Source organism: Sediminibacterium sp. KACHI17 (assembly GCF_040362915.1).
Lineage (GTDB): Bacteria > Bacteroidota > Bacteroidia > Chitinophagales > Chitinophagaceae > Sediminibacterium.
This window is the reverse complement of the sequence record NZ_AP029612.1, coordinates 1,017,899-1,044,833: the sequence shown is the minus strand read 5'-3', so window position 1 is coordinate 1,044,833 and position 26,935 is coordinate 1,017,899. Positions and strand designations below refer to the sequence as shown.

The window sequence follows — 26,935 nt, the reverse complement described above, 5'->3', positions numbered from 1 at the left end:
CGGTGAGAGATGCCTCCTTCGTCGGCATGACGCAGCCGTCACCCCGACGTCAGGAGGGGTCTCCCACCTCCAACAGGTAAGCAAAAAACAAAACGATTAACGTACACCCGAGTGGTGGGAGATGCCTCCTTCGTCGGCATGACGCAGCCGTCACCCCGACGTCAGGAGGGGTCTCCCACCTCCAACAGGTAAGTAAAAAACAAAACGATTAGCGTACACCCGAGCGGTGAGAGATGCCTCCTTCGTCGGCATGACGCATACGTCACCCCGACGTCAGGAGGGGTCTCCCACCTCCAACAGGTAAGCAAAAAACAAAACGATTAGCGTACACCCGAGCGGTGAGAGATGCCTCCTTCGTCGGCATGACGCAGCCGTCACCCCGACGTCAGGAGGGGTCTCCCACCTCCAACAGGTAAGCAAAAAACAAAACGATAAACACGCCAACTTCACCTCAGATTGAGACTTCAAATAGTACGTAGTACTAGGTATTATTTTTAACGTGAATGTCTAAAAGGGGATACATATACTTAATGACAAACCTCACTAGAACTGTTGTGTACATAGGTGTTACCTCAGATCTCAACAAGAGAGTTTGGCAGCATAAGAATCATTATTTCCCTAATAGCTTTACTTCAAAATATGTTGTAACAATTCTTGTCTATTTTGAAGAGTGGCCTAGTTTAAGAGATGCCATTTTCAGAGAAAAGGAAATTAAAAAATGGAGAAGGGAAAAGAAGCATTGGTTGATTGAACAAGGGAATAAAAATTGGGAAGAGATTGTTTTGGAGTGATTTGTTTTATTCTAACATTCAAGCGGTGGGAGATGCCTCCTTACGTCGGCATGACGCGTTCGTCACCTCGACGTCAGGAGAGGTCTCCCATCTCCGGCAGGTAAGCAAAAAACAAAACGATTATCATACACCCAAGCGGTGGGAGATGCCTCCTTACGTCGGCATGACGCGTACGTCACCTCGACGTTAGGAGAGGTCTCCCACCTCCAGCAGGTAAGCAAAAAACAAAACGATTATCATACACCCAAGCGGTGGGAGATGCCTCCTTACGTCGGCATGACGCGTTCGTCACCTCGACGTTAGGAGAGGTCTCCCACCTCCAGCAGGTAAGCAAAAAACAAAACGATTATCATACACCCAAGCGGTGGGAGATGCCTCCTTACGTCGGCATGACGCGTTCGTCACCTCGACGTCAGGAGAGGTCTCCCATCTCCAGCAGGTAAGCAAAAAACAAAACGATTATCATACACCCAAGCGGTGGGAGATGCCTCCTTACGTCGGCATGACGCGTTCGTCACCTCGACGTTAGGAGAGGTCTCCCACCTCCAGCAGGTAAGCAAAAAACAAAACGATTATCATACACCCAAGCGGTGGGAGATGCCTCCTTACGTCGGCATGACGTGTAGCTTGAAGCTTGTGGCTCAAAGCTCACAACTCGCCACTCACCCCTCACCCCTCACTGCTTCTCCCACACCAACGCCGACGCCCCCAAAATAGCGGCATCCGATTCTTTCAAATGACTCACCAATATTTTCACTTTATTCTGGAATACCTGGATCAAATTTTCTTCCATGCTTTCACGTGTCGGTTTTAAGATCAGGTCACCGGCTTTGGTGAGACCGCCGAAGAGTACGATGGCTTCAGGACTGGAGAACATCACAAAGTTGGCGAGTGCAAGACCCAATATTTTTCCCGTGTATTCAAAGATGGATTTAGCGAGTTCATCACCTTCCATCGCAGCATCGTATACTTTTTTGGAATCGATCTCATCAACCGGCACATTACGCAACCAACTGGGCTGATCACTTTTTTCGAGTAACTCTAATGTGGTTAATCGAACACCGGTAGCAGAAGCATAACTTTCCAAAGAACCTTTTTTACCTGTGCCTTCGTGCATGCGACCATCAGGGATGATGATGGTGTGACCGAGTTCACCGGCGAAGCCATCATGACCGTATACAAGTTTGCCATTGGCAACAATACCACTACCCACACCGGTTCCCAATGTGATCATGATAAAATCATTCATGCCTTTGGCAGCACCATACATCATTTCACCAATAGCAGCAGCGTTGGCATCATTGGTAAGTGTCACCGGTAGTTTGAATTTATCTTCGATCATTTTCGCCAAAGGAATAATCCCCTTCCAGGGAAGATTGGGTGCATACTCAATGGTACCCGTATAGTAGTTGCCATTAGGAGCACCCACACCAATACCTTTCATGCGACCCACACCTCCGGCTTTGGCGATGAGGTCGGAGAGATGATTGTAGAGTTCATCAATAAATGTTTCTACTTCTGCATGTTTGCGGGTAGACATTTCATTCGAAAACAACACATTACCTACGCGGTCAACAATACCAAATTTGGTACCTGTTCCACCGATATCAATTCCTATTGCAAGAGGTTCCATTGCAGCAGATGTAGTAGCCATACACAACAATTTTTATTCAAAAGAATTAATGTCCGCTTCCGGTAGACTTTTCCGTTTCATAATCGATACCCTGTTTGCGCAGGATACCTTTTACAACGATAGCAAAGAAAACGAGGTAAGCAAAACAAAGTAAACAAACCCAATAAGATTGGTGAATACCATAACCAGCAGTGTTCGCATTCGAAGATTGCAGGTAGTCGGCCATCTTACCCTGAATAGGCGGAATGATACCACCACCCAAGATCATCATGATCAAAAATGCAGAACCCTGTGTGGTGTATTTACCCAAGCCGGCAATCGACAAAGAGAAAATACAAGGCCACATGATCGAACAACACAAACCACCACTTAAAAATGCATAAGTGGCAACAGTGCCTTTGGTGAAAATACCAATGGCCATTGCTGTTACACCCAGCACGCTAAAAATAAGCAGGGTACGAGCAGGTTTATCTTTACTGATATAAAACGCACCGATCTGAATCAATACACAGATGATGTACCAATAAAGCGGAGTCATATCATATTGAGCCACACTATTCGCACCGATCACGATACCAAATGCCACCAATGGCACGATAAAGGTCATCACTTTATGCGTAGAGCTTTTCAATTCAAAAGCACTGATGGCACCGGCCCAACGACCGATCATCAAGCTACCCCAATACATAGAAATAAATGGAGCGATCTGTGATGATTGATAGCCACCAAAATCCGCTTGCTTCAACAATTCACCCAAATTACTTCCGATCGATACTTCCACACCTACATAAACGAAGATGCCAAGCATACCCAATACCAATTGCGGATATTTCATCGCACCCCATCCGTCTGATTTTTTCTGAGCGGTGTAATTCGCAGCGATCAATCCCACCACTACTACAGCCAATGCACCAAACAACCATTTCATACGATAGGTCTCCAACTCATGTTGTGCAGCAGCACTCAGATCAGGAGCCAAGTCTTTGTAACTATTGAAGATGGGAACAAACATCACCACCAATAATCCGGTCATGATGATGAGTGTGGTCAATGCTTTATTTGCAGGTTCTGTTTTTTCTTCCATGATACCCGCTGGTACTTTTTTGGAAAAATGAAACAGTGCAGCGGCAGCAATGAATAATCCACCTACACAACTATAGAGAACGATCACTTTACTCAAACTCAATCCTTTGATCTGCTCATCAGTGATCGCAGCTGTTGTACCAAACAATGCAAGTGCAACAACGATCGGACCGATGGTGGTACCAAAAGAATTCACACCACCACCCAGGTTTACACGGCTGGTACCAGTAGAAGGATCACCCAATGTAATAGAGAAGGGTTGAGCGGCTGTTTGTTGTAAGGAGAAGCCCAATGCCACAATAAACAATCCCACCAACATGCCTGCAAACGTATTTGCATTCACCGCAATGATCATGGCAGCAGCGCCGATGGCAGAGAATAAAAGTCCATATACAATACTTTTCTTATATCCCCATTTTCCCACTAAATCCTTTCCACCGAAAGCACCATAGGCAAAAAGTCCGAGTGCACCGAGGTAATAGGCGAGATAAAATGCAAAATCGATCAGCTGACTTTGAAATTGATCGAGACTGAAATAATGTTTACAAAAAGGAATGAAGACACTATTACCTGCAGCAATGAAACCCCAAAAGAAAAAAACGACAACGAGGGTAGTCAATGCGCCGGTATTGGTCGGTTGCTTTGGTTGGGTCATAACAATCGTGGGTTTTAATGAAGGATGTAAAATAATGAGAAAATGAAGATGTAAAAATTTTAAAAGTAGAATTTGATGGTAGCATTTTAGTTCTTAAATTGAGAGCAAACAAGACAAACTGCAATTCATGGAGATTATTCATGTCAGCGCCGAGTGCTATCCGGTTGCCAAGGCCGGAGGATTGGGAGATGTAGTTGGCGCCCTTCCTAAATACCAGGTCAAAGCCGGACATGTGGCCAAAGTGGTCATGCCCATGTACCGTACTAAATTTCTCTATGAAAATGATTGGGTCGTAGATTTCAAAGGACAAACCAATTTGGGTAACTGGTTCTTTGATTATACCGTGATCAAAGAACCTACTAATAAATTAGGCTACGATCTATACCTGATCGATATCAATGGACTACTGGATCGTCAGAAGATCTATGGGTATGATGATGATGCAGAACGTTTCACCGCCTTCCAGATCGCATTTGTGAATTGGCTGGCCAGTTGGGAACATCGTCCTGATGTAGTGCATTGTCACGATTATCATACAGGTCTTATTCCTTTTATGATGCAGTATTGTTATGATTACAATACACTCAGGTCTGTTCCTACTGTTATCACCATTCACAATGCACAATACCAGGGATGGATGGGATGGGACAAGAGTCGCTACATACCCCGTTGGGATCTTTGGAAAAGAGGGATGTTGGATTGGAATGAAACCATCAATCCATTGGCATCGGGTATCAAGTGTGCAGCGAAAGTTACCACCGTGAGTTGGAGTTATATGGATGAACTCAGAAGTAACTCGAATGGATTGGAAAAATTGTTTGAATATGAGCGGGGTAAATGCGTGGGTATCTTAAACGGAATCGATAATGAAGTTTGGAATCCCGCAACAGATAAATACCTTGAACATCATTTCACGGTGAAAACGGTGGCGGCCGGAAAAGAAAAAAATAAACAGATACTCTGTGAACGATTTGGATTAGATCCTGCAAAGCCTTTGTTTATTTTCATTGGACGTCTCGTTGGAGAGAAAGCTGCAGATATCTTACCGCATGCCATTCGTATGGGTATTGAACAAACACAAGGACAAGCCAGCTTCTTAGTATTAGGTAGTGGCGAAACCAGTGTAGAATGGGAATTTCAACAAATGGCAGAACCTTATAAAGGCGTATTCAATGTAGTGATCGGTTATGATGAAACATTGAGTCATGTGATGTATGCAGGTGCAGACTTTTTATTGATGCCCAGCAGGGTAGAACCTTGCGGACTCAATCAGATGTATGCAATGCGTTATGGAACAGTGCCGATGGTAAGAAGTACCGGAGGTTTACAAGATACGGTAGTTGATATGGGTGATCCGGATGGATTTGGCATTCGTTTCGATCAGGCAACAGCCAATGATGTTACTTATTCCATCAGCAGAGCTGTATCAGTATACCAGGACAAAACACATTTCAACTGGATGCGCCAACACATGATGCAGATAGATCATAGTTGGGAGAGCACAGTGGATGAGTATACGAATGTGTATAAAAGCCTGAGGTGATCTTTGATTTTTTGATCTGTGATTTCTTGATTTAGTAGAGAGGAAATCAAAAATCAAAAATCAAAAGTCAAAAGTCAAAAGTGAAAAAAATTAAGAAATCACAGATCAAAAAATCAAAGATTTAAAAAATCAAGAAATCAAAAAATCACAGATCTCATGAATAGTATCTCAAAATCCGTATTAGCAGTGATCCTCGGTGGTGGGGCGGGTACAAGGTTGTATCCATTGACAGCAAGCAGATCAAAACCTGCGGTTCCGATTGCCGGTAAATATCGTTTGGTGGATATTCCCATCAGTAACTGTATCAACAGCAATATCAATCGCATGTTTGTATTGACGCAGTTCAACTCTGCTTCATTGAACAAGCATATCAAGAATACCTATCACTTCAGTGCGTTCAGTACGGGGTTCGTAGATATTCTGGCAGCTGAGCAAACACCTGATAATCCGGGTTGGTACCAGGGCACAGCGGATGCAGTGAGACAATCTCTGCGTCATATCTCTAATATGGAGTTTGAATACATCCTCATCTTAAGTGGTGATCAGTTGTATCAGATGGATTTCAGTGAGATGCTGGAAAGTCATAAAGCAAAAGGTGCTGATATTTCTATTGCTACCATTCCGGTAGATGAAAGAGATGCACCGGAGTTTGGTATCCTCAAAGCCAATGATGAAAATTTCATCACCTCCTTCATTGAAAAACCTAAGAAAGAATTATTACCGGAATGGGTGAGTGATACAGGTGCTGATATGCAGAAGGCAGGAAGAAATTACCTGGCATCAATGGGTATTTATATTTTCAGTAAACATGCACTCTATCATTTGTTGAACAATGTACATCCGAATGCGACGGATTTCGGTAAAGAGATCATTCCGGATTCTATTGAGAATTATAAAGTGATCAGTTTCCAATACGATGGTTATTGGACCGATATCGGAAATATCTATTCATTCTATGAAGCCAACCTGGCACTCACACAAGAGATACCACCATTCAATTTATTTGATAACAATAAAACGGTATACAGTCGCGCACGCATGCTGCCACCTGCCAAGATCAGTGGTACTACGCTGGAGAAAACCATCATTGCAGAAGGATCGATCATTCATGCAAGTAGGATAGAGCAGAGTGTGGTGGGTATCCGTTCACGTATCGGACATGGAACAACGGTAGTGAACAGTTACCTGATGGGTAATGATTATTATGAAACCATTGAAGAGATGGCATCCAATACGGCGAAGGGATTACCCAAGATCGGTATCGGAGAGCGGTGCTATATCAAAGATGCGATCATTGATAAGAATTGTCGCATCGGTAATGATGTGCGTATCAATGGTGGGGCGCATTTGCCTAATACCGATCATGCTCTCTATACAGTGAAAGATGGCATTGTAGTGGTGAAGAAACTAGCGGTTCTTCCTGATGGTTTTGTGATTTGATTTTTTCTTTAGCCACAGATTCACAGATTAGTGATGTAATCTGTAAATCTGTGGCTAAAATTCATACTTAACAACAATTATACTTAAACGATTGTCATGGCCAGTTCATCCCCCGTATCTAGTAGTTCTGCGGGTCTCATGCCCAAACCACGTTTGTCGCTGACGCAGATATTTTTCATGAGTTTTGGTTTCTTAGGTGTTCAATTCGGATTTGCATTGCAGAATGGAAATACCAGTCGTATCCTCCGTTCATTTGGAGCGGATGTAGAACACCTGCCCATGTTCTGGATCGTAGCACCATTGATGGGGATGATCGTACAACCGTTGATCGGTCATTACAGTGATCGAACCTGGAATCGTTTAGGAAGACGAAAGCCTTATTTTTTATTGGGAGCATTGTTATCCTCAGCCGCCCTGGTCTTTCTTCCAAATTCTGCAGCGATGTCATCCATCATTCCTGCTTTATGGATCGGTGCCGGTATGGTCATGATCATGGATGCTTCCTTCAATATTGCCATGGAACCTTTCCGTGCATTGGTAGCAGATAATTTACCCGACTCACAAAGAACGAGTGGATTTGCTGTACAAACATTTCTGATCGGTATCGGAGCGGTGGTAGGATCTGAACTGCCTTCTATTCTAGCCAAGAGTGGATTCTCACAAGAAGCAGGTGAATCAGGTGTTGCAGACAATATCAAATATGCATTCTATATCGGAGCCGCGGTATTTATTACGGCCATTCTGGTAACAGTATTTCTATCGAAAGAATATCCACCGGAAGAGTATGAAAAATATCATGGCAAACAAGATGAAGCTTCTAAAAAAGAAGGACTCAGTGCCATCTTCAAAGATTTTAAGAACATGCCCAAGACGATGAAGCAATTGGGATTGGTGCAATTCTTCTCCTGGTTTGCATTGTTCAGTATGTGGGTATTTACAACCGATGCGGTTGCAACACACGTGTATGGATTATCACCCGATGATGCAAGATCAGTTGCTTACAATGATGCAGGTAATACTGTGAGTTCTGCATTTGGTACCTATAATTTAGTAGCAGCGATCTATGCATTGTTCATACCGGTCGTAGCAAAGTTTCTGGGAAGAAAAGGAACCCATGCATTCTCCTTGATTGCGGGTGGCGTAGGATTGATCTCAATCTATTTCATCAAAGATCCGGCGATGTTAAAGTATTCGATGGTAGGGGTAGGATTGGCATGGGCCAGTATTCTGGCGATGCCTTATGTGATCTTATCCGGATCTATTCCTGCAGGTAAGCTGGGTATTTATATGGGGATCTTCAATTTCTTCATCACCTTACCACAAATCGTGAATGGTATTGGTGGAGGATGGATCGTAAAAAATATTTATGGCGGACAACCCATCTATGCCATCGTACTCGCAGGCTTCTTAATGTTATGCGGAGCAGTGAGTGTATTGTTTGTGTATGATGCAGGTGCCATCCGCATCAAGCAAGAAAAAGCATAAACGAAATAACCCTGAGCAGGTTAAACAAATAATTTTACATCAGTCCCTGTGGACGGGCCTCATTGGGTTAGGTGTCAAGCGCAGCGAAGACAGATCAGATCCCGCGCAGCGGATCTGATCAAAAGCCAATGCAGCCCGGAAACAGGGACGGGGCCATACGGCCCAAGAGTAAAAAAATTATAAACAGTAGCGTGTTGAAATAAACACAACGCTCATGATTAAATATTATGAAAAAGTTATTCAGTACACTGGTTGCAAGTTGGATGATCTTATTGGTACATGCACAAGAGCTAAGCATGTACCCCACACATTGGTTCGCAGGAATGAACAGAGATCGTGTGCAGTTGATCTTAAAAAGTGAAGACAGTAAATTCTTTCTTTCTACGGTTCGGGTGCAATATCCCGGTGTGAGTTTAGTACGCACCCATCGTTTTAGCAATGGCAAATACCTGGTGCTGGATCTATCCATTAGTAAATCAGCGCAGCCCGGTAATGTATCCATCATTGCAACAGCCAATAAGCAATCCAAAACATATATCTGGACACTTAAAAAAAGAAGAGAAGGAAGAGGAACGAAGTTTGCGCAAGGCGTTACATCAAAAGATCTGATCTACCTGATCATGCCCGATCGCTTTAGTAATGGAGATCCCTCCAATGATCAATTTGCTAACCTGCATGACAATATCAGCGATCGGAAAGATGTTTTAAAAAGACATGGCGGCGATTTAAAAGGTATTCAAAACCATATTGCCTACATGAAAGAGTTGGGTGTTACTTCTCTTTGGATGACACCCGTGATTGAAAACAATATGCCACTGAACAAAGAAGCAGCAGGTATGATGAGTGGCTATCATGGCTACTGGTTTACGGATCATTACAAAGTGGATCCTCGTTTGGGTGGGAATAACAGTTACAAAGAACTCTCCGATTCATTACATGCAAATGGAATGAAACTCATTCAAGATGCAGTGTACAATCATATCGGCTCACATCATTGGATGGCGCAGGACCCACCTTCACCTGATTGGGTAAATCGCTGGGACAAGTACACCGGTAGCAATCACCGTGATGAAGCTTTATTTGGAAGATATGCCAGTGAAAAAGATAAAAAGCAAATGCTCGATGGTTGGTTTGTACCACACTTGCCGGATGTGAACCAACGCAATCCATTCGTCGCTAATTTTTTGATCCAACATGCGATCTGGAGTACGGAAGAATTTGGAGTAGATGGATGGAGAGTGGATACCTATAAATATTGCGATGAGCCATTTCTGAATCGCATCAATGATGCTCTATTGAGAGAGTATCCAAAACTCACCATCTTCGGAGAAGCCTGGACGAACACTGTTACCGGTAGTGCCTATTTCACCAGAAACAATATGGATGTTCCTTTCAGACACAATGCAGAAGGCGTGACGGACTTCCCATTGAACAGTGCTATCATGGCGGCATTGAATCAGCCCTTTGGATGGACAGAAGGCGTGAACAAGCTCTATATGACATTGGCGCAAGACATTTTATACCAAGAGCCTAAGAACAACTGCATCTTCCTGGATAATCATGATATGGATCGATTTTTATCAGTGGTGAATGAAGACATGAATCGATACAAACAAGGAATTGCATTGCTACTTACCTTAAGGGGAATTCCTCAGTTGTATTATGGAACAGAGATACTGATGAAGAATTATAAAAATCCAAGTGATGCAATGGTGCGATTGGATTTCCCGGGAGGCTTTCCGGGTGACGCGGAGAATAAATTTGTTCCACAAGGCAGAACAGCAGCTGAACAACAGGCATTCGATTATGTGAAAACCATCGCCCAGTATCGAAAAAAATCTTCCGCGATCACAACCGGTAAGAGCATGCATTACCTGCCTGTTGATGGACTCTATGTCTATTTTAAATATGATGATCAGCATACTGTGATGTGTGTGATCAATACTTCTGCTGCGGCTAAAAAATTATCGATGGCTGATTACAATGAACGCACCAAAGGGTTCTCTAAGGGGAAAGATATTATTTCAGGTACTACAGTTGGTGCCGATTTTGAAGTAGCGGCAAATGGTACCATGATTATTGAATTATCGAAATAATACATTTGGCACAACAGATCGCACATATCAGTTTAGTGGTAAAAGACTATGATGAAGCCATTCGTTTTTATGTGGATACCCTTGGGTTTGAATTGCTAGAAGACACAACACTCTCAGCAACCAAACGCTGGGTGCGCGTGGCCCCTAAAGGTGCTGCTACCTCTTTATTGCTTGCAAAAGCAGATGGGCCAACACAAGAACCATACATCGGCAATCAAACCGGAGGTCGCGTATTTCTCTTTTTATATACCGATGACTTCGAACGTGATTTTAATTTATACACCAACAGGGGAGTAGAATTTGTAAGACCTCCCCAAAAAGAATCCTATGGTACAGTGGCCGTGTTCAAAGACCTGTACGGTAATCTTTGGGATTTGATACAACCTGCATGAAGCAATCTAAATTGCCTTTTAGTTTATTAACAGGTCAAGAAAAATAATTTTTCATCAGTCCCTGTGGAAGGGCCTCATTGGGGTCGGTGTCAAGCGTAGCGAAGACAGATCACATTGCGCGCAGCGAATCTGATCAGAGGCCAATGCAGCCCTGAAACAGGGACGGGGCCATGCGGCCCAAGAGCAATATGAGTTGACAATTGTAGCAAGATTATTTATCTAGACAACTTGTGAATCTATTAAGATATACTTCTATAAAAAACAATTTTCAATTCTTATATTGCAAGTATGACCACATCTATCATCATTACACTATGCATACTTATTTTATTAGCATACCTGTTTGATCTTAGTGCAGCAAAAACAAGAATCCCATCTGTGATTCTGTTATTACTGCTTGGCTGGATCATCAAACAATTAACCATCTTCTTTCAAGTAGTGATACCTGATCTTTCAGCATTACTTCCCATATTGGGTACGATTGGATTGATCCTGATCGTATTAGAAGGTTCCCTGGAATTAGAATTGGATCGATCGAAGCTGCCCATGGTGAAGAAAGCTTTTTTTGTTTCCTTCTTTCCCATCCTTGCGGTTGGATTATTACTCGCGGGTTTATTGAGTTATTATAGTGGTTACGGTTTTAAGCAAAGTCTGGTGAATGTAATACCCTTAGCAGTGATCAGTAGTGCTATTGCGATACCTACTGCGAAGAACCTCAACAGTTATAACCGTGAATTTGTAACCTATGAGAGTAGTTTGTCTGATATCGTTGGGGTGATCTTTTTCAATTTTATTGCTTTGAATGCCGTTATTAATGGACATGCATTCTTTGAATTTGGATGGCAGCTATTACTGATATTGATCGTTTCTTTTTTTGCAACAGTGGGTTTGTCGTATTTATTGGGAAGGATCAATCATCATATCAAATTCATTCCCATTATGGTGATGTTGATCTTGATCTATACCGTTTCTAAGATCTATCATTTACCTTCCTTATTATTCATTCTCTTGTTTGGTATTTTTCTGGGGAATCTGGATGCACTCAAGCAATACAAATGGATCGCATTATTGAAACCGGATAGTCTGGATAAAGAAGTACACAAATTCAGAGAAATAGCAACAGAAGCAGCTTTTGTGATACGCACGTTCTTTTTCATCCTCTTTGGATACTTATTGGAAACTGCAGACCTTATCAATTTGCAAACACTGTTGTGGGCAGGTATAGTAGTAGCTGCGATCTTTTTGATCAGGGCCATCCAATTGAAACTATCAGGATTGCCGCTATTTCCTTTATTGTTCATTGCACCAAGGGGGTTGATCACGATTCTTTTATTCTTATCCATTGTCCCGGAAGACAGAATACCCATGGTAGATAACTCACTCATTATTCAAGTGATCGTATTGACCGCATTGATCATGATGATCGGAATGATGGGAGTGAAGAAAGAAAAACCAGCTGAACACAAGCCGATACATGAAGATACGCATCCATGAAATTGAAATGGGATCCGATGATCTGACTAACACCACATCTTTCTTTAAGACGCTGGGACTTCACCCTGCAATCGAACAAGCAGCATTGACAGTTTTCAATAGTGGACAGCAAGGCGTCGATGTGAATGTATCCAAACATCTGGCAAAGGGCATTACACAGATCAGTTTTATCACCGATGACCTGAAAGCCATGATGCAGCATTTGACAACCCATCAGATCAGCTTTCAAGGCCCTTTTGAATCACACTTGGGGATGTTGTGTATTCGATTGATAACGCCGGATGGGATACCAGTCGTGATCAATACCCCAACAGATAGTTCTCCATCCTGGTTACAGGTTTAAATAATTGAAGATGTTTCGATTGCTTTTGTTGATAGGGAGTTTATGGATGTCGCTGTCGGTGCTGGCATCGCCTGGTAAAGGGTTATGGACAGTGGTCATTGACCCTAGCGGACGGTTTATTGTGACCGGCGGGGATGATCAAACCATCAGATTGTATCAATACAAAGATTTGAAACTGCTCAAGACATTTCCTGTTCAATCCATGATCCGAAAAATGGAATGGCAACCCAATGGACAATTATTGGCTGTTGCCACCCATGATCGTAATATGCATTTGAGGAATATGGTAACCGGAGATTCAATACCCTTATCCGGTGCAGAATTTGGTGGCAGGGGGATCAGTTGGAGTTACAATGGAAGATTTTTAGCAGCTACAGATAATCACCTCATCAAAATATGGAATGAAAGGGGACAATTGATCCGAACCATTCCTAAAGAAGACAATAACAGTTATTTCGATCTGGATTGGCATCCCTCAAAAAATCTATTGTTGTTGAGTGGGGATGATATTCGTTTGTATGAAATGAGTGGAAAGAAATTAGCCGTACTGAAACACAGAGAAGAAGCAACAGGTGTATTAACAGTGGAGTGGCATCCGAATGGACTCTTTTTCGTTAGTGGTGATTATGGACATGAAGAAGAAGGAATGCCTACGCTGTTGCAATTCTGGACTGCAGAAGGAAAGTTATTCAAGACCCTCAAGAAAAGCAAAACCGAATACCGGGATATGAAATGGAACCATGATGGTTCATGGTTGGCTACTGCTAGTGATCGGTTGCGTGTGTGGGATCGGGAAGGTAATATATTGTATACCGGTGGCGATGGTAAACATAACTTATGGGGAGTAGCATGGAATGCTTTTGAGAAGGAATGGATCACTGTTAGTTTCGATGGTACATTGGATAAATGGAGCGCTAAAGCAGTTTTACTGAAGCATATCGAATAACTTTTCACTTGTTTGCATTGAATAGGATGCGGTTAGTCCAGCCAACACAAAATAGCCAATGTGTTAACTGATAATGGATATATTTAGTGTTTCAGAAAAATTGCGATCATGTCAGATAAGGTTACAAAACGGCAAGAGCAGGCCAAATTGTTGAGGGTATTCAGAAAGATCCACAGGGTTACCGGTGCTTTACTCTTTGCATTCTTTTTTATCATCGCAGTTACCGGATTATTATTGGGATGGAAAAAAAATAGTGGCGGTGTTTTATTGGCCAAATCCTATAAAGGCAGTTCAACTGTATCCAAAGACTGGTTGTCGGTAGATAGTTTGAGTCAACAAGCGGTTCATTATTTGAAGCAGTTCGATAATACGATCTCAACTACCATCGATCGCATTGATTTCAGACCGGAGAAGGGGATGGTAAAGTTTGTCTTCACCCATCATTTCACTGCAGTACAGTTAGATGCTACAACCGGTGCATTGTTACACATCGAAAAGCGAAGGGCTGATTATATTGAGAAGATACATGATGGATCTTTGGTAGATCATTACCTGCATATTCCATCCGGTAGTTTTAAATTGATCTATACTACGATCATGGGATTGGCCTTATTACTTTTTACCATTACCGGATTCTGGTTATGGTATGGGCCGAAAAGGATGAGGGCAAATCAATAGTTTTTATTGCCACTGAAGGCACAGAAAAGCACTGAATTGTTTATTGCTGTATTCCTCTGTGCCTTCAGTGGCAATCTTATTTCCATCAAAGCAAAGCACTCCACAAAATTCTATCAGCCCCACGACCCCAATCTTTCATCGCTCTATTCAGGTCTGCAGATACTTGCTGCCAGGTAGCTTTCTTTCCTTTTTGAGCAGGAGAGAGTTGTGCAGGTGTGGGTTCTATCAATTCAACTTTTGTAGCAAACCAGGTAGTGTGTAATCTGGGAACGGCCAGACCTAAGATCATGCCGGGTAAACCACTAAAGCTTTCAGGTCCGCTGTTCACGAGAATCTGATCGGTATAAAAAGCCACTACGTAAACAGAATCACAAATACGCGTAACTGCTTTTTTGCATTCGAAACCCGCAATGGTTCTCGTTTCATCGGTGATACGCCATTCCAGTTGACGAAGACTATCTTGTATGATATAGGTTTGTTCAAATACGTCTCTTTGAATCGATAAAGTTCCTTTCACCAGATCTTTCACAGCAATATCTGATTCATTGGGTTTGCTGGACCATAAATATTTATTGTCAGGATTTTCTTTCATCAGTTTATACACTGATTTTTCCTGATTGAATTTCAGTTCATAAAAATCAGTCACCATCTTAGGGTAGTTCTTTTTCATCTCAGCGATCCAGATGCCTTCTTCTTGTCCTTCAAACTGACTATGCTGATTGTATTTTCTTTCAAATTCAATTCTGCCTGCACTTATGAATCTTGCTTGTGAAAAGCTGTTCAAAGCGACGAGTACGAATAATAAGGTGATTAACTTTTTCATAAAAGAGTTTATTTAAAATCCATCAGTTGGTTTTCCGTTTTTACTAAAGTTGTAAGCGATCGTAAATAACCAAAAGCGCTGGATATTTTGTTGAATGGTTTCAGTGATGAAGTTGGTACTGATATTTCTTCGGATATTCTGATTGTTATTGAAGATATCGTTCACAGAAACTTTAAGTTCCAGTTTATCTGATTTGCCAAATGTTTTCTTTAAGGAGCTATTCACGAGATACACATTTGCTGTATTGGCAAATTGTTCGGTTTTCTGATACATGGTAAGCTGGCTGTTCAGTTGGAAGAATAACTTAGCAGGCAGTTTTAAAGAAACATCGGCGTAGGAAGTATAGGTCCAGAATTTCGTTACAACATTCGGACGGATCGATGATTTGGACTGATTATGCGTAGCGCCAAAGTTGAAATAGAAACTTAACTTTTTCTCAGACCAGTGTCCAAGATTGATATCAAACCTTACATTGGTATTTGTACTTACGTTCTCAAGTCCATTTACACGATTCACAAATCGGTTAAAGCCCGGACTCACACCAAATCCAAGATTATAAGAGGGGAAGATGTCAAATCCATAATTGCTCCAAACATTACCATTGTAATTGCCGTTTACATTGATCGCCTGATTCACCCTTCTGCCAATACTGTCGATAAAGTTGGCATTGGTAATGGCATTGTTAACGGTGCTGAAGTTTGCACTGATGTAGAAGTTCTTACTCTTTAATACTTTATAATCACTAAACGTAAAATTCATGTTGTGTCTGAACTCCTGCTTTAAATTCGGATTACCGATTGTAATGTTCAGTGGATCTATATTATCAATAAAGGGCTGAATTTGTTGTAATGTTGGATTCCGTGTTGTTCCATTGTAATTGAATCTGAACCTGGTCTGTTTTTTAGGATTGAATGTAAGTCCGAAAGTGGGTAAGAAGTTGGTGAATTGAATACTTCTTTTTGCACCGGTATTGATATCATCTAAATTGAATCTGGCAGATCCAAGTGAAGTACCTACAGAGATACTATACTTTTTCTCATTCAGTCTAAATGTAAAACCACCTGTATGGTTGTTGTTGTTGTAGATAAAGTGGTTGCTCAGTGTGTCAATGACATTTTCATATTTACCACCCGGTACAGTACGTTCCAAAGTATTTCTTTCAGCATCATTTCGATTGAATGCAAAGCGATAGTTCAACTCAAGGAAAGTATTTTTCCAAAGTGGTTCCGTATAAGCAAGACGACCATTCACACCGGAAAGATTTTCAGTGTTGGTTTTGAACTGGTCTAGGTTATCCTGACGAACCAAGGTTCCATTTTTATCATAGAAATCGTTCTTTGCAAATAAAAAGCCATCATTCTTTTTATTCATGATAGAGAAATCTCCATTGAAGGATAAGGTCCGGCCTTTTTTCTTCAAACGTTTCTGCCATTGTAAAGAGCCTAATAGATTTCTATCTTCTCCATCATTGGTGGTAGTACGATCAGATTGGTTGATCAATTGACCTTCTTCACTGATGGCTTTCCCTAAAAAGCTATTGGCATTTCTGTTACTGATAATGGAACCGGTCAGTGTCATTTTCAGCGTGCTGGTAGAATCAAGCTTCACTTCATACTTACTGGTGATACGGTTACGTTTTCTATCACTCACAAAATTCTGATCCTGTGTATTGAAGAAAGTAGTATCCGGTAAGATGGTTTGTGTGCTGGTTCTGTTTCTACCGCGCACATTCAGGTTATTGTATTGATAGGAATTGTTGATGTTGTGCTTGTCCTGGTTCCATTTATTGCTAAATAACAATCCACCGGTTGTAGAAGTCGGTAGACCTTGTCCATAACTGAAATCATCTCCACCATCAAAAATTGCGATACCGCCATCATCCATCATCACCATATTATCTGCACCGCCACTGTAGTTGTTACGTTCGTTCCAGTTCAATGATTCAAACTTGGTATTATCGTTGGTAATAAATGCTGCAAACTTTCTTTTGCCTTTGAATGCATTCAACATACCCTTGCCATAACGATATCGGTCGAAATCAGCTCCAGCCTCTACTTTACCGAAATACCCTTTTTTGGCATCTTCCTTCATTTGTAAGTTGATGGTTTTGGCGGTTTGACCATCATCGATACCGGTAAATACAGCCTGATCACTTTTTTTATCAAACACCTGCACCTTGTCAATCGCATCTGCTCGTAAGTTTTGGGTAACAACCGCAGGATCATCACTAAAGAACTCTTCTCCATCTACCAGTACTTTCTCCACTTTTTGTCCTTGTGCGGTGATCTCACCCTTGCTATTCACTTGGATACCCGGCATTCTTTTCAATAGATCTTGTACGTTGGCATTGGGGCCTACATAAAAACTATCTGCACGGTATTCTGTGGTATCTCCTTTCATACGGATAGCAGCAACACGTTGTTTTACGATCACTTCTTCCAACAAATGAGCTTTGGTAGTAACATAGATATTACCCAATGATTTCTGCGGTGAAGCTGAGAGGTCGATATCATCGAGATAATCGGCATAATCAGGGTAGGAGATCATTACAATGAACTTGCCTGCGGGCAGGTTATTGATCTCGAAACTTCCTTGTGCATTGGTTCTTACAAACTTTACCAATACCGAATCCTTGGGACGTAATAAGGAAACCACAGCATTGTGGAGATTTACTTTATTGGTAGAGTCAACAACCGTACCTTTAAGGGAACCCGTTTGGGCGTAGCTGAAGGAGATGGTACAGAAACCGATCGCCAGCAGAAGAGCAGTTAGTTTTTTCATTGTTTGGTGCTTGCGGTGTTAGATGCTTCTTACAGCAAAATCCATAAAAAAATCTTAATAACTAAGAATATAGTTGTAATTTAATGTTAATTATTTTTTTAATCTGATCTCTTTGAACCTATGAACGATAAAAATAAAAAGTCAACTTCCGCCTCTAGATCAAATCTTTTAGAAGGAGACAATGGAGGACAAAAGGTTGGGAAATCGGATAAGAAATTTGAAGAGATTCATTTTGTAGACACCCAGCAACCTGTTTGGAACTATTCGTTGTTTTCTGATGAAGATATCCGCAATTTTCAGCAGGGAACACATTATAGGCTCTATGATTTTTTTGGGAACAAGCAGCTCACAGTATTGGATACACAAGGCACTTATTTCGCCGTATGGGCACCCAATGCCACATTCGTAAGTGTTACCGGTTATTTTAATGAATGGAATAAAACATCGCATCCATTAAAAGTGCGTTTGGATAATTCGGGGATTTGGGAAGGCTTTATTCCTGGCGTCAAAGCTGGCGAAGCCTATAAATATCATATCCATGGGTTTAAAGGAATCAAACTAGATAAAGGAGATCCCTTTGCGCATTTCTGGGAGAAACGTCCATATACAGCGTCCATTACCTGGCAAACTGATTATGAATGGAAGGACCAGGAATGGATGAAAAAACGTTCCAAACACAATGCATTGGATGCACCTTGGTCTGTATATGAAGTACACCTGGCCAGTTGGATGCGCCCTGATAAAAACAATGAAGAGGTGTATAATACCTATCAGCAAATAACTGAGCGACTGGTACCGTATGTGAAGGAAATGGGTTTTACGCATGTAGAGTTCATGCCTGTGATGGAACATCCTTTTGATGGAAGCTGGGGTTATCAGGGTACGGGTTATTTTGCACCCACTTCACGCTTTGGCACACCACAAGATTATGCTGCGATGGTAGATGCATTTCACCAGGCAGGTATTGGCGTGATATTGGATTGGGTGCCTTCTCATTTTCCTTATGATGCGCATGGTTTGTTTATGTTTGACGGAACACATACCTATGAGTATGCCGATATGCGTAAAGGGTATCACCCGGATTGGAACTCTTATATCTTCAATTATAAAAGGGGAGAAGTCAAATCATTTTTGATTAGCAGTGCGCGGTTTTGGTGTGATCAATTTCATACCGATGGTTTACGCGTAGATGCCGTGAGTTCAATGCTTCGTTTAGACTACAGCAGAAATGCGGGTCAGTGGGAGCCGAATGAGTTTGGTGGTAACGGAAATCTGGAAGCCATTGCATTTATCAAAGACCTCAATGAAACCTTGTTCCGCGATTTCCCCGATATTCAAACCATTGCCGAAGAAGCCACAGACTGGCCAAAGATCAGTAAACCCACATTTGAAGGGGGGCTGGGCTTTGGTATGAAATGGATGATGGGATGGATGCATGATACATTAGATTACTTCAAAATGGATCCCATCTACCGACAGTTTCATCAGGATAAGTTTTCATTCAGCATGATGTATTTCAATGATGAAAATTTTATGTTGCCATTGAGTCATGATGAAGTGGTGCATGGTAAGAGTCCTATGTTGTATAAAATGCCGGGAGATGAATGGCAAAAATTTGCCAACCTCCGTATTCTATATACTTACATGTTCACACACCCCGGAGCCAAATTGCTATTCATGGGTAATGAATTTGGAGCCACAAGCGAGTGGAATTATAAAAGTGAGTTACAATGGGAATTATTGCAGTTTGTGAGTCATGGTGGCATGAAATATTGCGTACAAAAACTCAATGAGTTGTACAGAACAGAACCAGCCTTATATGAAAAACAATTTGAGCCGGATGGTTTTGAGTGGGTGGATCTGAATCATAGAAGTGAATCGGTAATGGTGTACAAACGCAAAGGAAAAAAAGAGCAAGATGATGTACTTGTAATCCTCAATGTAACGCCAGTAGTAAGACATGACTGGGAGATCTTTGTTCACGGAAAAGGAAAATGGCAAGAAATATTTAATAGTGATGCCAAAGAATTCTGGGGAACCGGAGATGTCTTCAATCCCGAAATAAAATCTGAGCTGGTAGATAAACCTTCAAAATGCTACCGCCTGAAAGTGCATTTGCCGGCTTTAGGGGCAGTGGTGTTGAGATAGAAGCGGCAAGCATCAAGCAGCAATAAAAACACTTGCGGCTAAAGTCATTGTAACATTTCCTCTCTTCCCCCGTTACACTCAAAAACAAATCATTCATGAAAAAGATATTGAGTAGTTTATTAGCGCTTACCATGTTGTTTTCCATGGCTTTAGGTCAGGAAGTGGTGACCGGGGAAAATGTTCAAAAAAGAAATGTGGGTGCCTTTCATGCTGTTAAGACTTCAGCCGGTATTCAGGTGATCTTGACCAAAGGCAGTAAAGAAGAGTTAGCGGTTACCAGTAATGATGCTGATCTGTTAGACAAAGTAAAAACAACAGTGACCAATGGTGTATTAAGAATAGGTAGAGAAAATGATGACTGGAAATTCTGGGAAAGAAGAAGAAACTGGAAAATTGTGGTGTATGTTTCTTATACCAAACTTGATGGACTCGATGCCAGCAGCGGTGGTTCTATTCAAGCCAAATCAGTGGATCTTGATCGATTATCAGTAGATGTCAGCAGTGGTGGTACCATCACGGTCATGGGTAAAGCGAATGAGTTAAATGTAGATGGTAGCAGTGGTGGTATCTTTCGTGGATATGATCTGAATGTAACTTATTGTAAAGCCGATGTAAGCAGCGGTGCAGGTGTTCAGATCACAGTAAATAAAGAAATATCAGCAGAAGCCAGCAGCGGTGGTTATGTAAGATTCAAAGGCGAAGGCTTGATCCGTAATATCAATGTAAGTAGCGGCGGTACCGTGAAAAGACAATCAGATAAGTGAGATAGCAAATAGTTGATAGCTCATGATAGAATATCAGATCTCAGATTTTGACTTTTGACTTTTTAATTTTTACTTATTTCAAAATATAGCAGTGAGCATTCAAAACTGTTCGCTGCTTTTTTATGGCTTAAAGTGTGCAGATCATATCTATATTCTCCTTTCCATTATATGAATATGATCCTATGGGTATGAAATTATTTTTATGATAGTACTTTACTGCGATGGTATTATTCGTTTGAACTCCACCCCAAAGTATTACACGTTTCTTATTTGAGCGTTGTAAATACGCTTTTACGGTGTCCCATAATAAGTTGCCGATTCCTTTTCCTTGCCAATCATCTGCTAATGAAGGAGCATAAGTAGCATCGCTGATATGATCAGGTTGAAAATGATAACCAAGCAATCTTGGATGATCATGTTCAAGGAATCCCATTTTCACAATGGCATATCCTATAATATAGGTGCTGTTGTTTTCTATTAAAACGAAGCCTTTGTAATCGTGATGATGATATAAATGATCCAGCGCTTCCCGGGTAAAAGGGTGAGGACCAAAACGATCTTGTGTCTCTGCTTTTAAATGATGCAGGTACAACAATAGATTTGATAAATCACTTTCTTGCCATTGTCTACAGGTTATAGAATAAGCCACAGATTCACAGATTATGCACAAAAAAATCGAGTAACAATTCCTTTACAATTTAATCATTGTATGGTTATGTTACAGTTGTCAATTGCAATAAATTATGAACGATGAAAACACGTTATTGTGCATTGCTGGTCAATGCTACCGGACAATTATTACAGCAACATGCTTTTGATCATTTGTCGGATGAAAAATTATCTCGGATGAACAGTTGTTTGCATCAATTGGGTAATCTGCAAAGCAAATCCGATCTCAGGAAAATTGAACATGAATTATTGACCTATTGTCGGGAGGCTAATTTGTATGCAGACACTACAACCCCTCAATCATTGCAACAATGGTATACGGTAATGAGTAGTTATGGGGAGTCGCTTATGCCTGTGATGGAGTCTCATCTGCAGGAAGAGGCAGAATGATTCGGAAGCTTGTTCCTTTGCCGCTCTCACTCCAGCGAACAAATAATTTACCGCCATGGTATTCTTCCATGATACGTTTACTCAGCGGAAGACCCAGGCCCCAACCTCTTTTCTTTGTGGTAAATCCGGGCTTGAATACTTTGTTGATGTTCACGCCACTGATTCCTTTTCCTGTATCCGTTACATCAATTTGAAGTTCTTCGCGCGTAGTATGCGCTTCAATAGTGATGGTTCCTTTTCCCTCCATAGCATCCAATGCATTTTTGATCAGATTTTCGATCACCCAATCAAATAATGGGGCACTGAATTTAGGCTGAACAGACAACGGCTGTTTGGTGAACTCAAATTGTACTTGTCCGCCGGATCTTTTTTTCATGTAAATGATCATCTGTTCGATCTGCTCGAAAGGATCACCGGGTTCCAGTTTGGGTTGGCTACCTATTTTGCCAAAACGATCTGTGATCAATTGTAATCGTTTCACATCTTTAGCGATCTCAGGAATAATCTGTTCATTTTCCTGATGTTGTTTCAGGATCTCCAACCATCCTTCCAAACTTGAAACGGGAGTACCGAGTTGATGTGCTGTTTCCCTTGCCATCGCAGCCCATAATTGGTTTTGTGCACTTCTGTAATGAGACTGAACAGCCATAATCGCAATGGCGATGAATAGGGCCACAATGATCAATTGGATCAATGGGTATAATTTCACTTCTTTGAGTAGCTTACTCTGACCATAGTAATAATGATTGGCAGTGTATGGACTGTCTTTCATCACCAATACAATCGGCTTATTGTTATAGCGACGAAACTCTTCAAGCTTACTCTGTAAATAAGTGCTGTCGGACGCAACCAATGTACTGTCGAGATTCAGGTAGTTGCCTGTGATACTGTCTTTTTCATTGGTTTCAATGATGGGGATCTCCTGGTTTTCTGAAGAGATAAATGTAGCCAGGTTTAAATTGGCAGTATCATAAGAATTGAGAATGGTTCTTTGTGCTTCCACCCAAACGGTCACATACATTCTTTCTTCTGTGGCAATTTTTCCTGCCACATACTGCGAATAAAAGATCGTTCCGCTCACCAGAATCACCGCAATCACCACCAATATGATCCGCCAGTTTATACGCATGGGAAAGTTTGGGTGAAGATAGTGAATAGTCCATGGTCGATGGTTCATAGTCGATGGTAAAGAGGGATTTTTCTTAAGCCCTTATACTTCCTAACTATTGGCCATTGACCATGGGCTATGGACCAAAAAAGGCACCCTTTCGGATGCCTTGGTTGTTGCTTGCTAATATTACCCCCCGGAAATATTACATGCTCAAATTTTTCCTGTCTATTGTTCCTTGTTCCTTTCTTGTTTCCTGTTCTTTTCTCTTGTATCTTAACTAAACAATCCACCTTTTTTCAAAGTCTTTACACCTTCGCCGATTTTGAAACCGTTGTTATAGATCTCGATCTTGTAATTACCGGTTTGGTATTTAGTGCTTTGCTTCCAGTCAAAACTTACCGGAGTAACTTTGCCTTGTTCATAGGTTACGGATACTTTGCTGGTATAAATTTTTTCACCTTCTTCACGAGTGATGAATTTGGTTCCTTCGCTGATCACTTTGCCATCAGGTCCGGTAACACATACATAAATATCTTTTACACCACTAGGAGCAATACGATTTGGATCCAATACAAATGAGATGCGCATCAGGTCCGCTCTTTTAGCGGTAGTGGTTGCTTTTTCATTACCACTGTTACGGATATCGATGGCAGTGATACCAATGTTGGAAGCGTGTAGGGTAGAAGCTACGTCTACTTTTTCATCTAACTCCTTTTTGGTAGCACTCAGGTTTTGCTGAAGATTTTCCTTTTCAGAAGTCAGCTGTGTTTTTTCCGTGCTCAGCTGCTCGTTAGCGGCTGTCAATTGCTTGTTCTCACCTTGTAACTTTTCGATCTCAGCAAACAGACCATCGATCTTGCCATTCAGTTCACTGATCATTTGTTTTGCCTGAGCCAGTTCAGCATCAGAAGCATTCTTGCGTTTCAGGATATTGCTGATGCTTCCTTTGAGTTTCTGGATCTCAGAACCGCGGTCTGCCAATGCACCCTGTAATTGAATATTGTTTTGAGTCAGGGAATCAGCTTTGGCTGAAACCTCTAAAAACTCCTGCTGAATCGCATTACGCGCACTATCCACATTGGTGATACGTGTTTCTAATTGATCGATGGTTTCAGTTGTACGGCTCTTATCATAGAAGATATAGGCCCAGGTAGCCAAAAGGGCTACTATCAGAATACCGTATATTACTTTACGGTTGTCTTTCTGCTCTGGTGCAGCATTCTGATCGTTGGTGTTGATGTTGTTCATACGATGTGTTTTTTCAGTTAACGGAATTTTTAAACAGTGCTTATGCTCAAGGATCTGTTATTACTTGATATTGAAACAGTACCCGCCGTACCATCCTTTACAGAACTGGATTCTGTATGGCAAACCCTGTTTTGCGACAAAATATCTAAAACCGTGCCAGAAGATATGGAACCGGAAGAAGCTTACCGAAAAAAAGCAGGAATATTGGCCGAATTCGGTAAGATCATCTGTATCTCAACCGCTTTTTTCCATCAAAATGAAGAAGGTCAGTGGTGCCTTAAAATGAAGACGATCGCCGGAGATAATGAGGTAGAAATACTGAGTATTTTCACTGAATTATGCGATAAACTCTACCGGATCAACCCATCTTTTCAGTTTGCCGGACATAATATCCGCGAGTTTGATATCCCATATATAGGTCGTCGAATGCTGATCAACCATTGTCCCTTGCCTCCCTATCTAAGGATTCAGGATAAAAAGCCCTGGGAGCTAAAAATGGTAGATACGATGAATTGGTGGAAGTTTGGAGACCATAAAAACTATGTATCACTGCATTTATTGGCTACGGTATTAGGGATACCCACTTCCAAAACCGATATCGATGGCAGCATGGTTCAGGATGTATATTATCTGGAAAAAGACCTACAGTGCATCATCAACTATTGCCAGCAAGATGTAGTGGTTGTCGCCAATATCATCCTCCGCTTCCAACATCTACCATTACTCAACCCCGAAAATATCCAAATCGTAGTCTGACTATGGCAATAATGGCCTTGGCTTTTGCGTTTTGTCATAGCTCATAGCTCATAGCTCATAGCTCATAGCCTATGGACTATTAGCCATCAGCCATAAGCTATGTTCATAACTAAACCCTTGCTCATTTTTTAAATCCTTCATCATCCTTCATCTTTGCACCCATGTCGGCGGAAAAGATCATAACAGAATGGAAAAAGGGAGTCTATAAGCCCATTTATTGGCTGGAAGGAGAGGAACCTTACTTTATTGATCAGGTTGTGAACTATGCTGAACATAAGATTCTGGCCGAATCTGAGGTCGGATTCAATCTCACTGTTTTCTACGGAAAAGATGCAGATTGGGCTTCCGTGGTAAATGCCTGTCGCCGATACCCCATGTTTGCTGAACGACAAGTGGTGATCCTAAAAGAAGCGCAACAGATGCGCGATATTGATAAGCTAGAACCCTATATCGAAAATCCACTGCCCTCCACCATTTTTGTGGTGAGCTATAAGGATAAAAAAGTAGATGGCCGCTCAAAACTAGCCAAGACCCTCAAGACAAAAGGGGAAATGCTGACCACTAAAAAAATGTATGAGAGTCAGTTGCCTGAGTGGACAATGGAGATGGTGAAGAAACATCAATTATCGATCAACCAGAAAGCGTTGATGTTGTTGGTGGATCATGTGGGGAATGATCTCAGTCGAATAGAGAATGAAATTGAAAAGCTCGCAGTGAATCTGGCCGGCAGAACCAATATTACAGAAGATGATATTGAAAAATACATTGGAATCAGTAAAGAGTTCAATGTATTTGAATTACAGGAGGCAATCGGAAGAAAAGATCTGTCTAAATCCATTCGTATCATCCAATATTTTGAAGCCAACCCAAAAGCAGCGCCCATTCAACAGGTCTTACCGGCTTTGTATAATTACTTCAGTAAAGTGTATATGTTATTCGGTTTGCAAAATCCGGATGAGAAATCTGCTGCGAGTGCATTAGGGGTGAATCCATATTTCATCAAAGACTATCTCAGTTCTGCTCGTAAGTATGAATATACGGGAGTGGAAAAAGCATTGCTGTTACTACATCAGTACAATCTTCGAAGTGTAGGTGTTCATGATGCCGGAACTTCTGATGCCGGGTTGATGAAAGAGATGGTGGTGAAGATGATGCATTAATATTCTTCGTACACGCTGTAAGTTTTTCTTTTAAGGTTCGTCCATTGTACAAACCTTACATCATGAAAAAAATTATAGGACTCTTATTGATCTCTTTAATAAGCTCCACTGCAATACTCGCTCAGCAATCAGAAATTTTTACAATCAACGGAAAAGCCATTCGTGGATATGATGTTGTTGCTTTCTTTACTGCATCAAAGCCTGTGAAAGGAGAGGAACAGTTTTCACATGTATGGAAAAATACCACATGGCTATTTAGTTCCCTTGAAAACCAAGAACTGTTTAAAAGTAATCCCGAAAAATATGCTCCTCAGTATGGCGGCTATTGTGCATTTGGAATGTCAGGCGGTTACAAAGCACCTACTATCATTGAAACCTGGAAAATTATCGATCAAAAACTTTACTTCAATTATAGTTTGAAAGTTCAAGATATGTGGAACAAGGACATTTCAGGACATATCATAAAAGCAGATTACAATTGGCAAAAGATCAAGAATCAATAATAG

23 protein-coding genes are annotated in these 26,935 nt (G+C 41.4%); 16 read left to right on the top strand and 7 right to left on the bottom strand.

What is annotated here, in order from left to right:
* Positions 1–503 precede the first annotated feature (503 nt).
* A complete protein-coding gene (locus ABXG83_RS04530) occupies positions 504–791 on the top strand; it encodes a GIY-YIG nuclease family protein (protein ID WP_353550300.1) in 288 nt (95 codons plus the stop codon).
* A 676-nt stretch (positions 792–1,467) separates the two neighbouring features.
* Here the strand turns inward: ABXG83_RS04530 and ABXG83_RS04525 are convergent.
* Complete coding sequence (locus ABXG83_RS04525; protein ID WP_353550299.1) at positions 1,468–2,445, bottom strand: ROK family protein; 978 nt, start codon at positions 2,443–2,445, stop codon at positions 1,468–1,470.
* Between the two features lie 25 nt (positions 2,446–2,470).
* Complete coding sequence (locus ABXG83_RS04520; RefSeq protein ID WP_353550298.1) at positions 2,471–4,162, bottom strand: MFS transporter; 1,692 nt, start codon at positions 4,160–4,162, stop codon at positions 2,471–2,473.
* Between the two features lie 127 nt (positions 4,163–4,289).
* Here ABXG83_RS04520 and ABXG83_RS04515 point away from each other — a divergent pair, with 127 nt between their 5' ends.
* The 9 genes from ABXG83_RS04515 to ABXG83_RS04475 all read left to right on the top strand — a co-directional run bounded on the left by ABXG83_RS04515 (position 4,290) and on the right by ABXG83_RS04475 (position 14,579).
* Positions 4,290–5,705 carry a glycogen synthase gene (locus ABXG83_RS04515; RefSeq protein WP_353550297.1) on the top strand — a complete coding sequence of 472 codons (1,416 nt, stop codon included), beginning with the start codon at positions 4,290–4,292 and terminating at the stop codon, positions 5,703–5,705.
* Between the two features lie 156 nt (positions 5,706–5,861).
* A complete protein-coding gene (locus ABXG83_RS04510; protein WP_353550296.1) occupies positions 5,862–7,145 on the top strand; it encodes a glucose-1-phosphate adenylyltransferase in 1,284 nt (427 codons plus the stop codon).
* Positions 7,146–7,241: 96 nt separating this feature from the next.
* On the top strand, positions 7,242–8,630 hold the full coding sequence (locus ABXG83_RS04505) for an MFS transporter (RefSeq protein WP_353550295.1): 1,389 nt from the start codon (positions 7,242–7,244) through the stop codon (positions 8,628–8,630).
* Positions 8,631–8,857: 227 nt separating this feature from the next.
* Positions 8,858–10,726, top strand: a complete 1,869-nt coding sequence (locus ABXG83_RS04500; RefSeq protein WP_353550294.1) for an alpha-amylase family glycosyl hydrolase — start codon at positions 8,858–8,860, stop codon at positions 10,724–10,726.
* A 5-nt stretch (positions 10,727–10,731) separates the two neighbouring features.
* Positions 10,732–11,118 carry a VOC family protein gene (locus ABXG83_RS04495; RefSeq protein WP_353550293.1) on the top strand — a complete coding sequence of 129 codons (387 nt, stop codon included), beginning with the start codon at positions 10,732–10,734 and terminating at the stop codon, positions 11,116–11,118.
* 288 nt (positions 11,119–11,406) lie between these two features.
* Entirely contained in the window at positions 11,407–12,612 is a 1,206-nt protein-coding gene (locus ABXG83_RS04490) for a cation:proton antiporter (protein ID WP_353550292.1), read from the top strand.
* Positions 12,593–12,955 carry a hypothetical protein gene (locus tag ABXG83_RS04485; protein ID WP_353550291.1) on the top strand — a complete coding sequence of 121 codons (363 nt, stop codon included), beginning with the start codon at positions 12,593–12,595 and terminating at the stop codon, positions 12,953–12,955. Before ABXG83_RS04490 ends, ABXG83_RS04485 begins: the two co-directional genes overlap by 20 nt.
* Before the next feature lie 10 nt (positions 12,956–12,965).
* A complete protein-coding gene (locus tag ABXG83_RS04480; protein WP_353550290.1) occupies positions 12,966–13,901 on the top strand; it encodes a hypothetical protein in 936 nt (311 codons plus the stop codon).
* A gap of 108 nt (positions 13,902–14,009) precedes the next feature.
* Entirely contained in the window at positions 14,010–14,579 is a 570-nt protein-coding gene (locus tag ABXG83_RS04475) for a PepSY-associated TM helix domain-containing protein (protein ID WP_353550289.1), read from the top strand.
* 85 nt (positions 14,580–14,664) lie between these two features.
* Here the strand turns inward: ABXG83_RS04475 and ABXG83_RS04470 are convergent, their stop codons facing one another.
* Together ABXG83_RS04470 and ABXG83_RS04465 are read right to left on the bottom strand one after the other, a co-directional pair.
* Positions 14,665–15,402: a GLPGLI family protein gene (locus tag ABXG83_RS04470; RefSeq protein ID WP_353550288.1), complete on the bottom strand. Its 738-nt coding sequence runs from the start codon at positions 15,400–15,402 to the stop codon at positions 14,665–14,667.
* Positions 15,403–15,414: 12 nt separating this feature from the next.
* Positions 15,415–18,183, bottom strand: a complete 2,769-nt coding sequence (locus tag ABXG83_RS04465) for an outer membrane beta-barrel family protein (protein ID WP_353550287.1) — start codon at positions 18,181–18,183, stop codon at positions 15,415–15,417.
* A 120-nt stretch (positions 18,184–18,303) separates the two neighbouring features.
* Between ABXG83_RS04465 and glgB the strand changes: the two genes are divergently transcribed.
* Together glgB and ABXG83_RS04455 are read left to right on the top strand one after the other, a co-directional pair.
* On the top strand, positions 18,304–20,331 hold the full coding sequence (glgB, locus tag ABXG83_RS04460) for a 1,4-alpha-glucan branching protein GlgB (protein ID WP_353550286.1): 2,028 nt from the start codon (positions 18,304–18,306) through the stop codon (positions 20,329–20,331).
* 95 nt (positions 20,332–20,426) lie between these two features.
* Positions 20,427–21,095: a head GIN domain-containing protein gene (locus ABXG83_RS04455; RefSeq protein WP_353550285.1), complete on the top strand. Its 669-nt coding sequence runs from the start codon at positions 20,427–20,429 to the stop codon at positions 21,093–21,095.
* Between the two features lie 127 nt (positions 21,096–21,222).
* Here the strand turns inward: ABXG83_RS04455 and ABXG83_RS04450 are convergent, their stop codons facing one another.
* Complete coding sequence (locus tag ABXG83_RS04450) at positions 21,223–21,744, bottom strand: GNAT family N-acetyltransferase (RefSeq protein ID WP_353550284.1); 522 nt, start codon at positions 21,742–21,744, stop codon at positions 21,223–21,225.
* A gap of 101 nt (positions 21,745–21,845) precedes the next feature.
* On the opposite strand from ABXG83_RS04450, the gene ABXG83_RS04445 reads away from it, so the two are divergent.
* On the top strand, positions 21,846–22,154 hold the full coding sequence (locus ABXG83_RS04445; protein ID WP_353550283.1) for a hypothetical protein: 309 nt from the start codon (positions 21,846–21,848) through the stop codon (positions 22,152–22,154).
* On the opposite strand, the gene ABXG83_RS04440 is transcribed toward ABXG83_RS04445, so the two are convergent.
* Together ABXG83_RS04440 and ABXG83_RS04435 are read right to left on the bottom strand one after the other, a co-directional pair.
* On the bottom strand, positions 22,111–23,283 hold the full coding sequence (locus ABXG83_RS04440; RefSeq protein WP_353550282.1) for a HAMP domain-containing sensor histidine kinase: 1,173 nt from the start codon (positions 23,281–23,283) through the stop codon (positions 22,111–22,113). The two genes, ABXG83_RS04445 and ABXG83_RS04440, sit on opposite strands and share 44 nt — an antisense overlap.
* A gap of 255 nt (positions 23,284–23,538) precedes the next feature.
* Positions 23,539–24,513 (bottom strand): hypothetical protein, encoded by a 975-nt coding sequence (locus tag ABXG83_RS04435; RefSeq protein WP_353550281.1) that lies wholly within the window; start codon positions 24,511–24,513, stop codon positions 23,539–23,541.
* 42 nt (positions 24,514–24,555) lie between these two features.
* Here ABXG83_RS04435 and ABXG83_RS04430 point away from each other — a divergent pair, with 42 nt between their 5' ends.
* The 3 genes from ABXG83_RS04430 to ABXG83_RS04420 all read left to right on the top strand — a co-directional run bounded on the left by ABXG83_RS04430 (position 24,556) and on the right by ABXG83_RS04420 (position 26,932).
* A complete protein-coding gene (locus tag ABXG83_RS04430; protein ID WP_353550280.1) occupies positions 24,556–25,269 on the top strand; it encodes a ribonuclease H-like domain-containing protein in 714 nt (237 codons plus the stop codon).
* 161 nt (positions 25,270–25,430) lie between these two features.
* Entirely contained in the window at positions 25,431–26,429 is a 999-nt protein-coding gene (holA, locus tag ABXG83_RS04425; RefSeq protein WP_353550279.1) for a DNA polymerase III subunit delta, read from the top strand.
* Positions 26,430–26,491: 62 nt separating this feature from the next.
* Positions 26,492–26,932: a YHS domain-containing (seleno)protein gene (locus ABXG83_RS04420; protein WP_353550278.1), complete on the top strand. Its 441-nt coding sequence runs from the start codon at positions 26,492–26,494 to the stop codon at positions 26,930–26,932.
* The last annotated feature ends 3 nt before the right edge of the window (positions 26,933–26,935 follow it).

What these genes read in the sequence shown, in the direction of transcription:
- holA (WP_353550279.1), top strand. Translation starts at nt 25,431, where the DNA reads ATGTCGGCGGAAAAGATCATAACAGAATGGAAAAAGGGAGTCTATAAG.
- ABXG83_RS04455 (WP_353550285.1), top strand. Translation starts at nt 20,427, where the DNA reads ATGAAAAAGATATTGAGTAGTTTATTAGCGCTTACCATGTTGTTTTCC.
- ABXG83_RS04510 (WP_353550296.1), top strand. Translation starts at nt 5,862, where the DNA reads ATGAATAGTATCTCAAAATCCGTATTAGCAGTGATCCTCGGTGGTGGG.
- ABXG83_RS04440 (WP_353550282.1), bottom strand. Translation starts at nt 23,283, where the DNA reads ATGCGTATAAACTGGCGGATCATATTGGTGGTGATTGCGGTGATTCTG.
- ABXG83_RS04445 (WP_353550283.1), top strand. Translation starts at nt 21,846, where the DNA reads ATGAAAACACGTTATTGTGCATTGCTGGTCAATGCTACCGGACAATTA.
- ABXG83_RS04505 (WP_353550295.1), top strand. Translation starts at nt 7,242, where the DNA reads ATGGCCAGTTCATCCCCCGTATCTAGTAGTTCTGCGGGTCTCATGCCC.
- ABXG83_RS04475 (WP_353550289.1), top strand. Translation starts at nt 14,010, where the DNA reads ATGTCAGATAAGGTTACAAAACGGCAAGAGCAGGCCAAATTGTTGAGG.
- ABXG83_RS04490 (WP_353550292.1), top strand. Translation starts at nt 11,407, where the DNA reads ATGACCACATCTATCATCATTACACTATGCATACTTATTTTATTAGCA.
- ABXG83_RS04480 (WP_353550290.1), top strand. Translation starts at nt 12,966, where the DNA reads ATGTTTCGATTGCTTTTGTTGATAGGGAGTTTATGGATGTCGCTGTCG.
- ABXG83_RS04525 (WP_353550299.1), bottom strand. Translation starts at nt 2,445, where the DNA reads ATGGCTACTACATCTGCTGCAATGGAACCTCTTGCAATAGGAATTGAT.
- ABXG83_RS04515 (WP_353550297.1), top strand. Translation starts at nt 4,290, where the DNA reads ATGGAGATTATTCATGTCAGCGCCGAGTGCTATCCGGTTGCCAAGGCC.
- ABXG83_RS04435 (WP_353550281.1), bottom strand. Translation starts at nt 24,513, where the DNA reads ATGAACAACATCAACACCAACGATCAGAATGCTGCACCAGAGCAGAAA.
- ABXG83_RS04430 (WP_353550280.1), top strand. Translation starts at nt 24,556, where the DNA reads ATGCTCAAGGATCTGTTATTACTTGATATTGAAACAGTACCCGCCGTA.
- ABXG83_RS04470 (WP_353550288.1), bottom strand. Translation starts at nt 15,402, where the DNA reads ATGAAAAAGTTAATCACCTTATTATTCGTACTCGTCGCTTTGAACAGC.
- ABXG83_RS04465 (WP_353550287.1), bottom strand. Translation starts at nt 18,183, where the DNA reads ATGAAAAAACTAACTGCTCTTCTGCTGGCGATCGGTTTCTGTACCATC.
- ABXG83_RS04530 (WP_353550300.1), top strand. Translation starts at nt 504, where the DNA reads ATGTCTAAAAGGGGATACATATACTTAATGACAAACCTCACTAGAACT.
- ABXG83_RS04500 (WP_353550294.1), top strand. Translation starts at nt 8,858, where the DNA reads ATGAAAAAGTTATTCAGTACACTGGTTGCAAGTTGGATGATCTTATTG.
- ABXG83_RS04420 (WP_353550278.1), top strand. Translation starts at nt 26,492, where the DNA reads ATGAAAAAAATTATAGGACTCTTATTGATCTCTTTAATAAGCTCCACT.
- ABXG83_RS04485 (WP_353550291.1), top strand. Translation starts at nt 12,593, where the DNA reads ATGAAGATACGCATCCATGAAATTGAAATGGGATCCGATGATCTGACT.
- ABXG83_RS04520 (WP_353550298.1), bottom strand. Translation starts at nt 4,162, where the DNA reads ATGACCCAACCAAAGCAACCGACCAATACCGGCGCATTGACTACCCTC.
- glgB (WP_353550286.1), top strand. Translation starts at nt 18,304, where the DNA reads ATGAACGATAAAAATAAAAAGTCAACTTCCGCCTCTAGATCAAATCTT.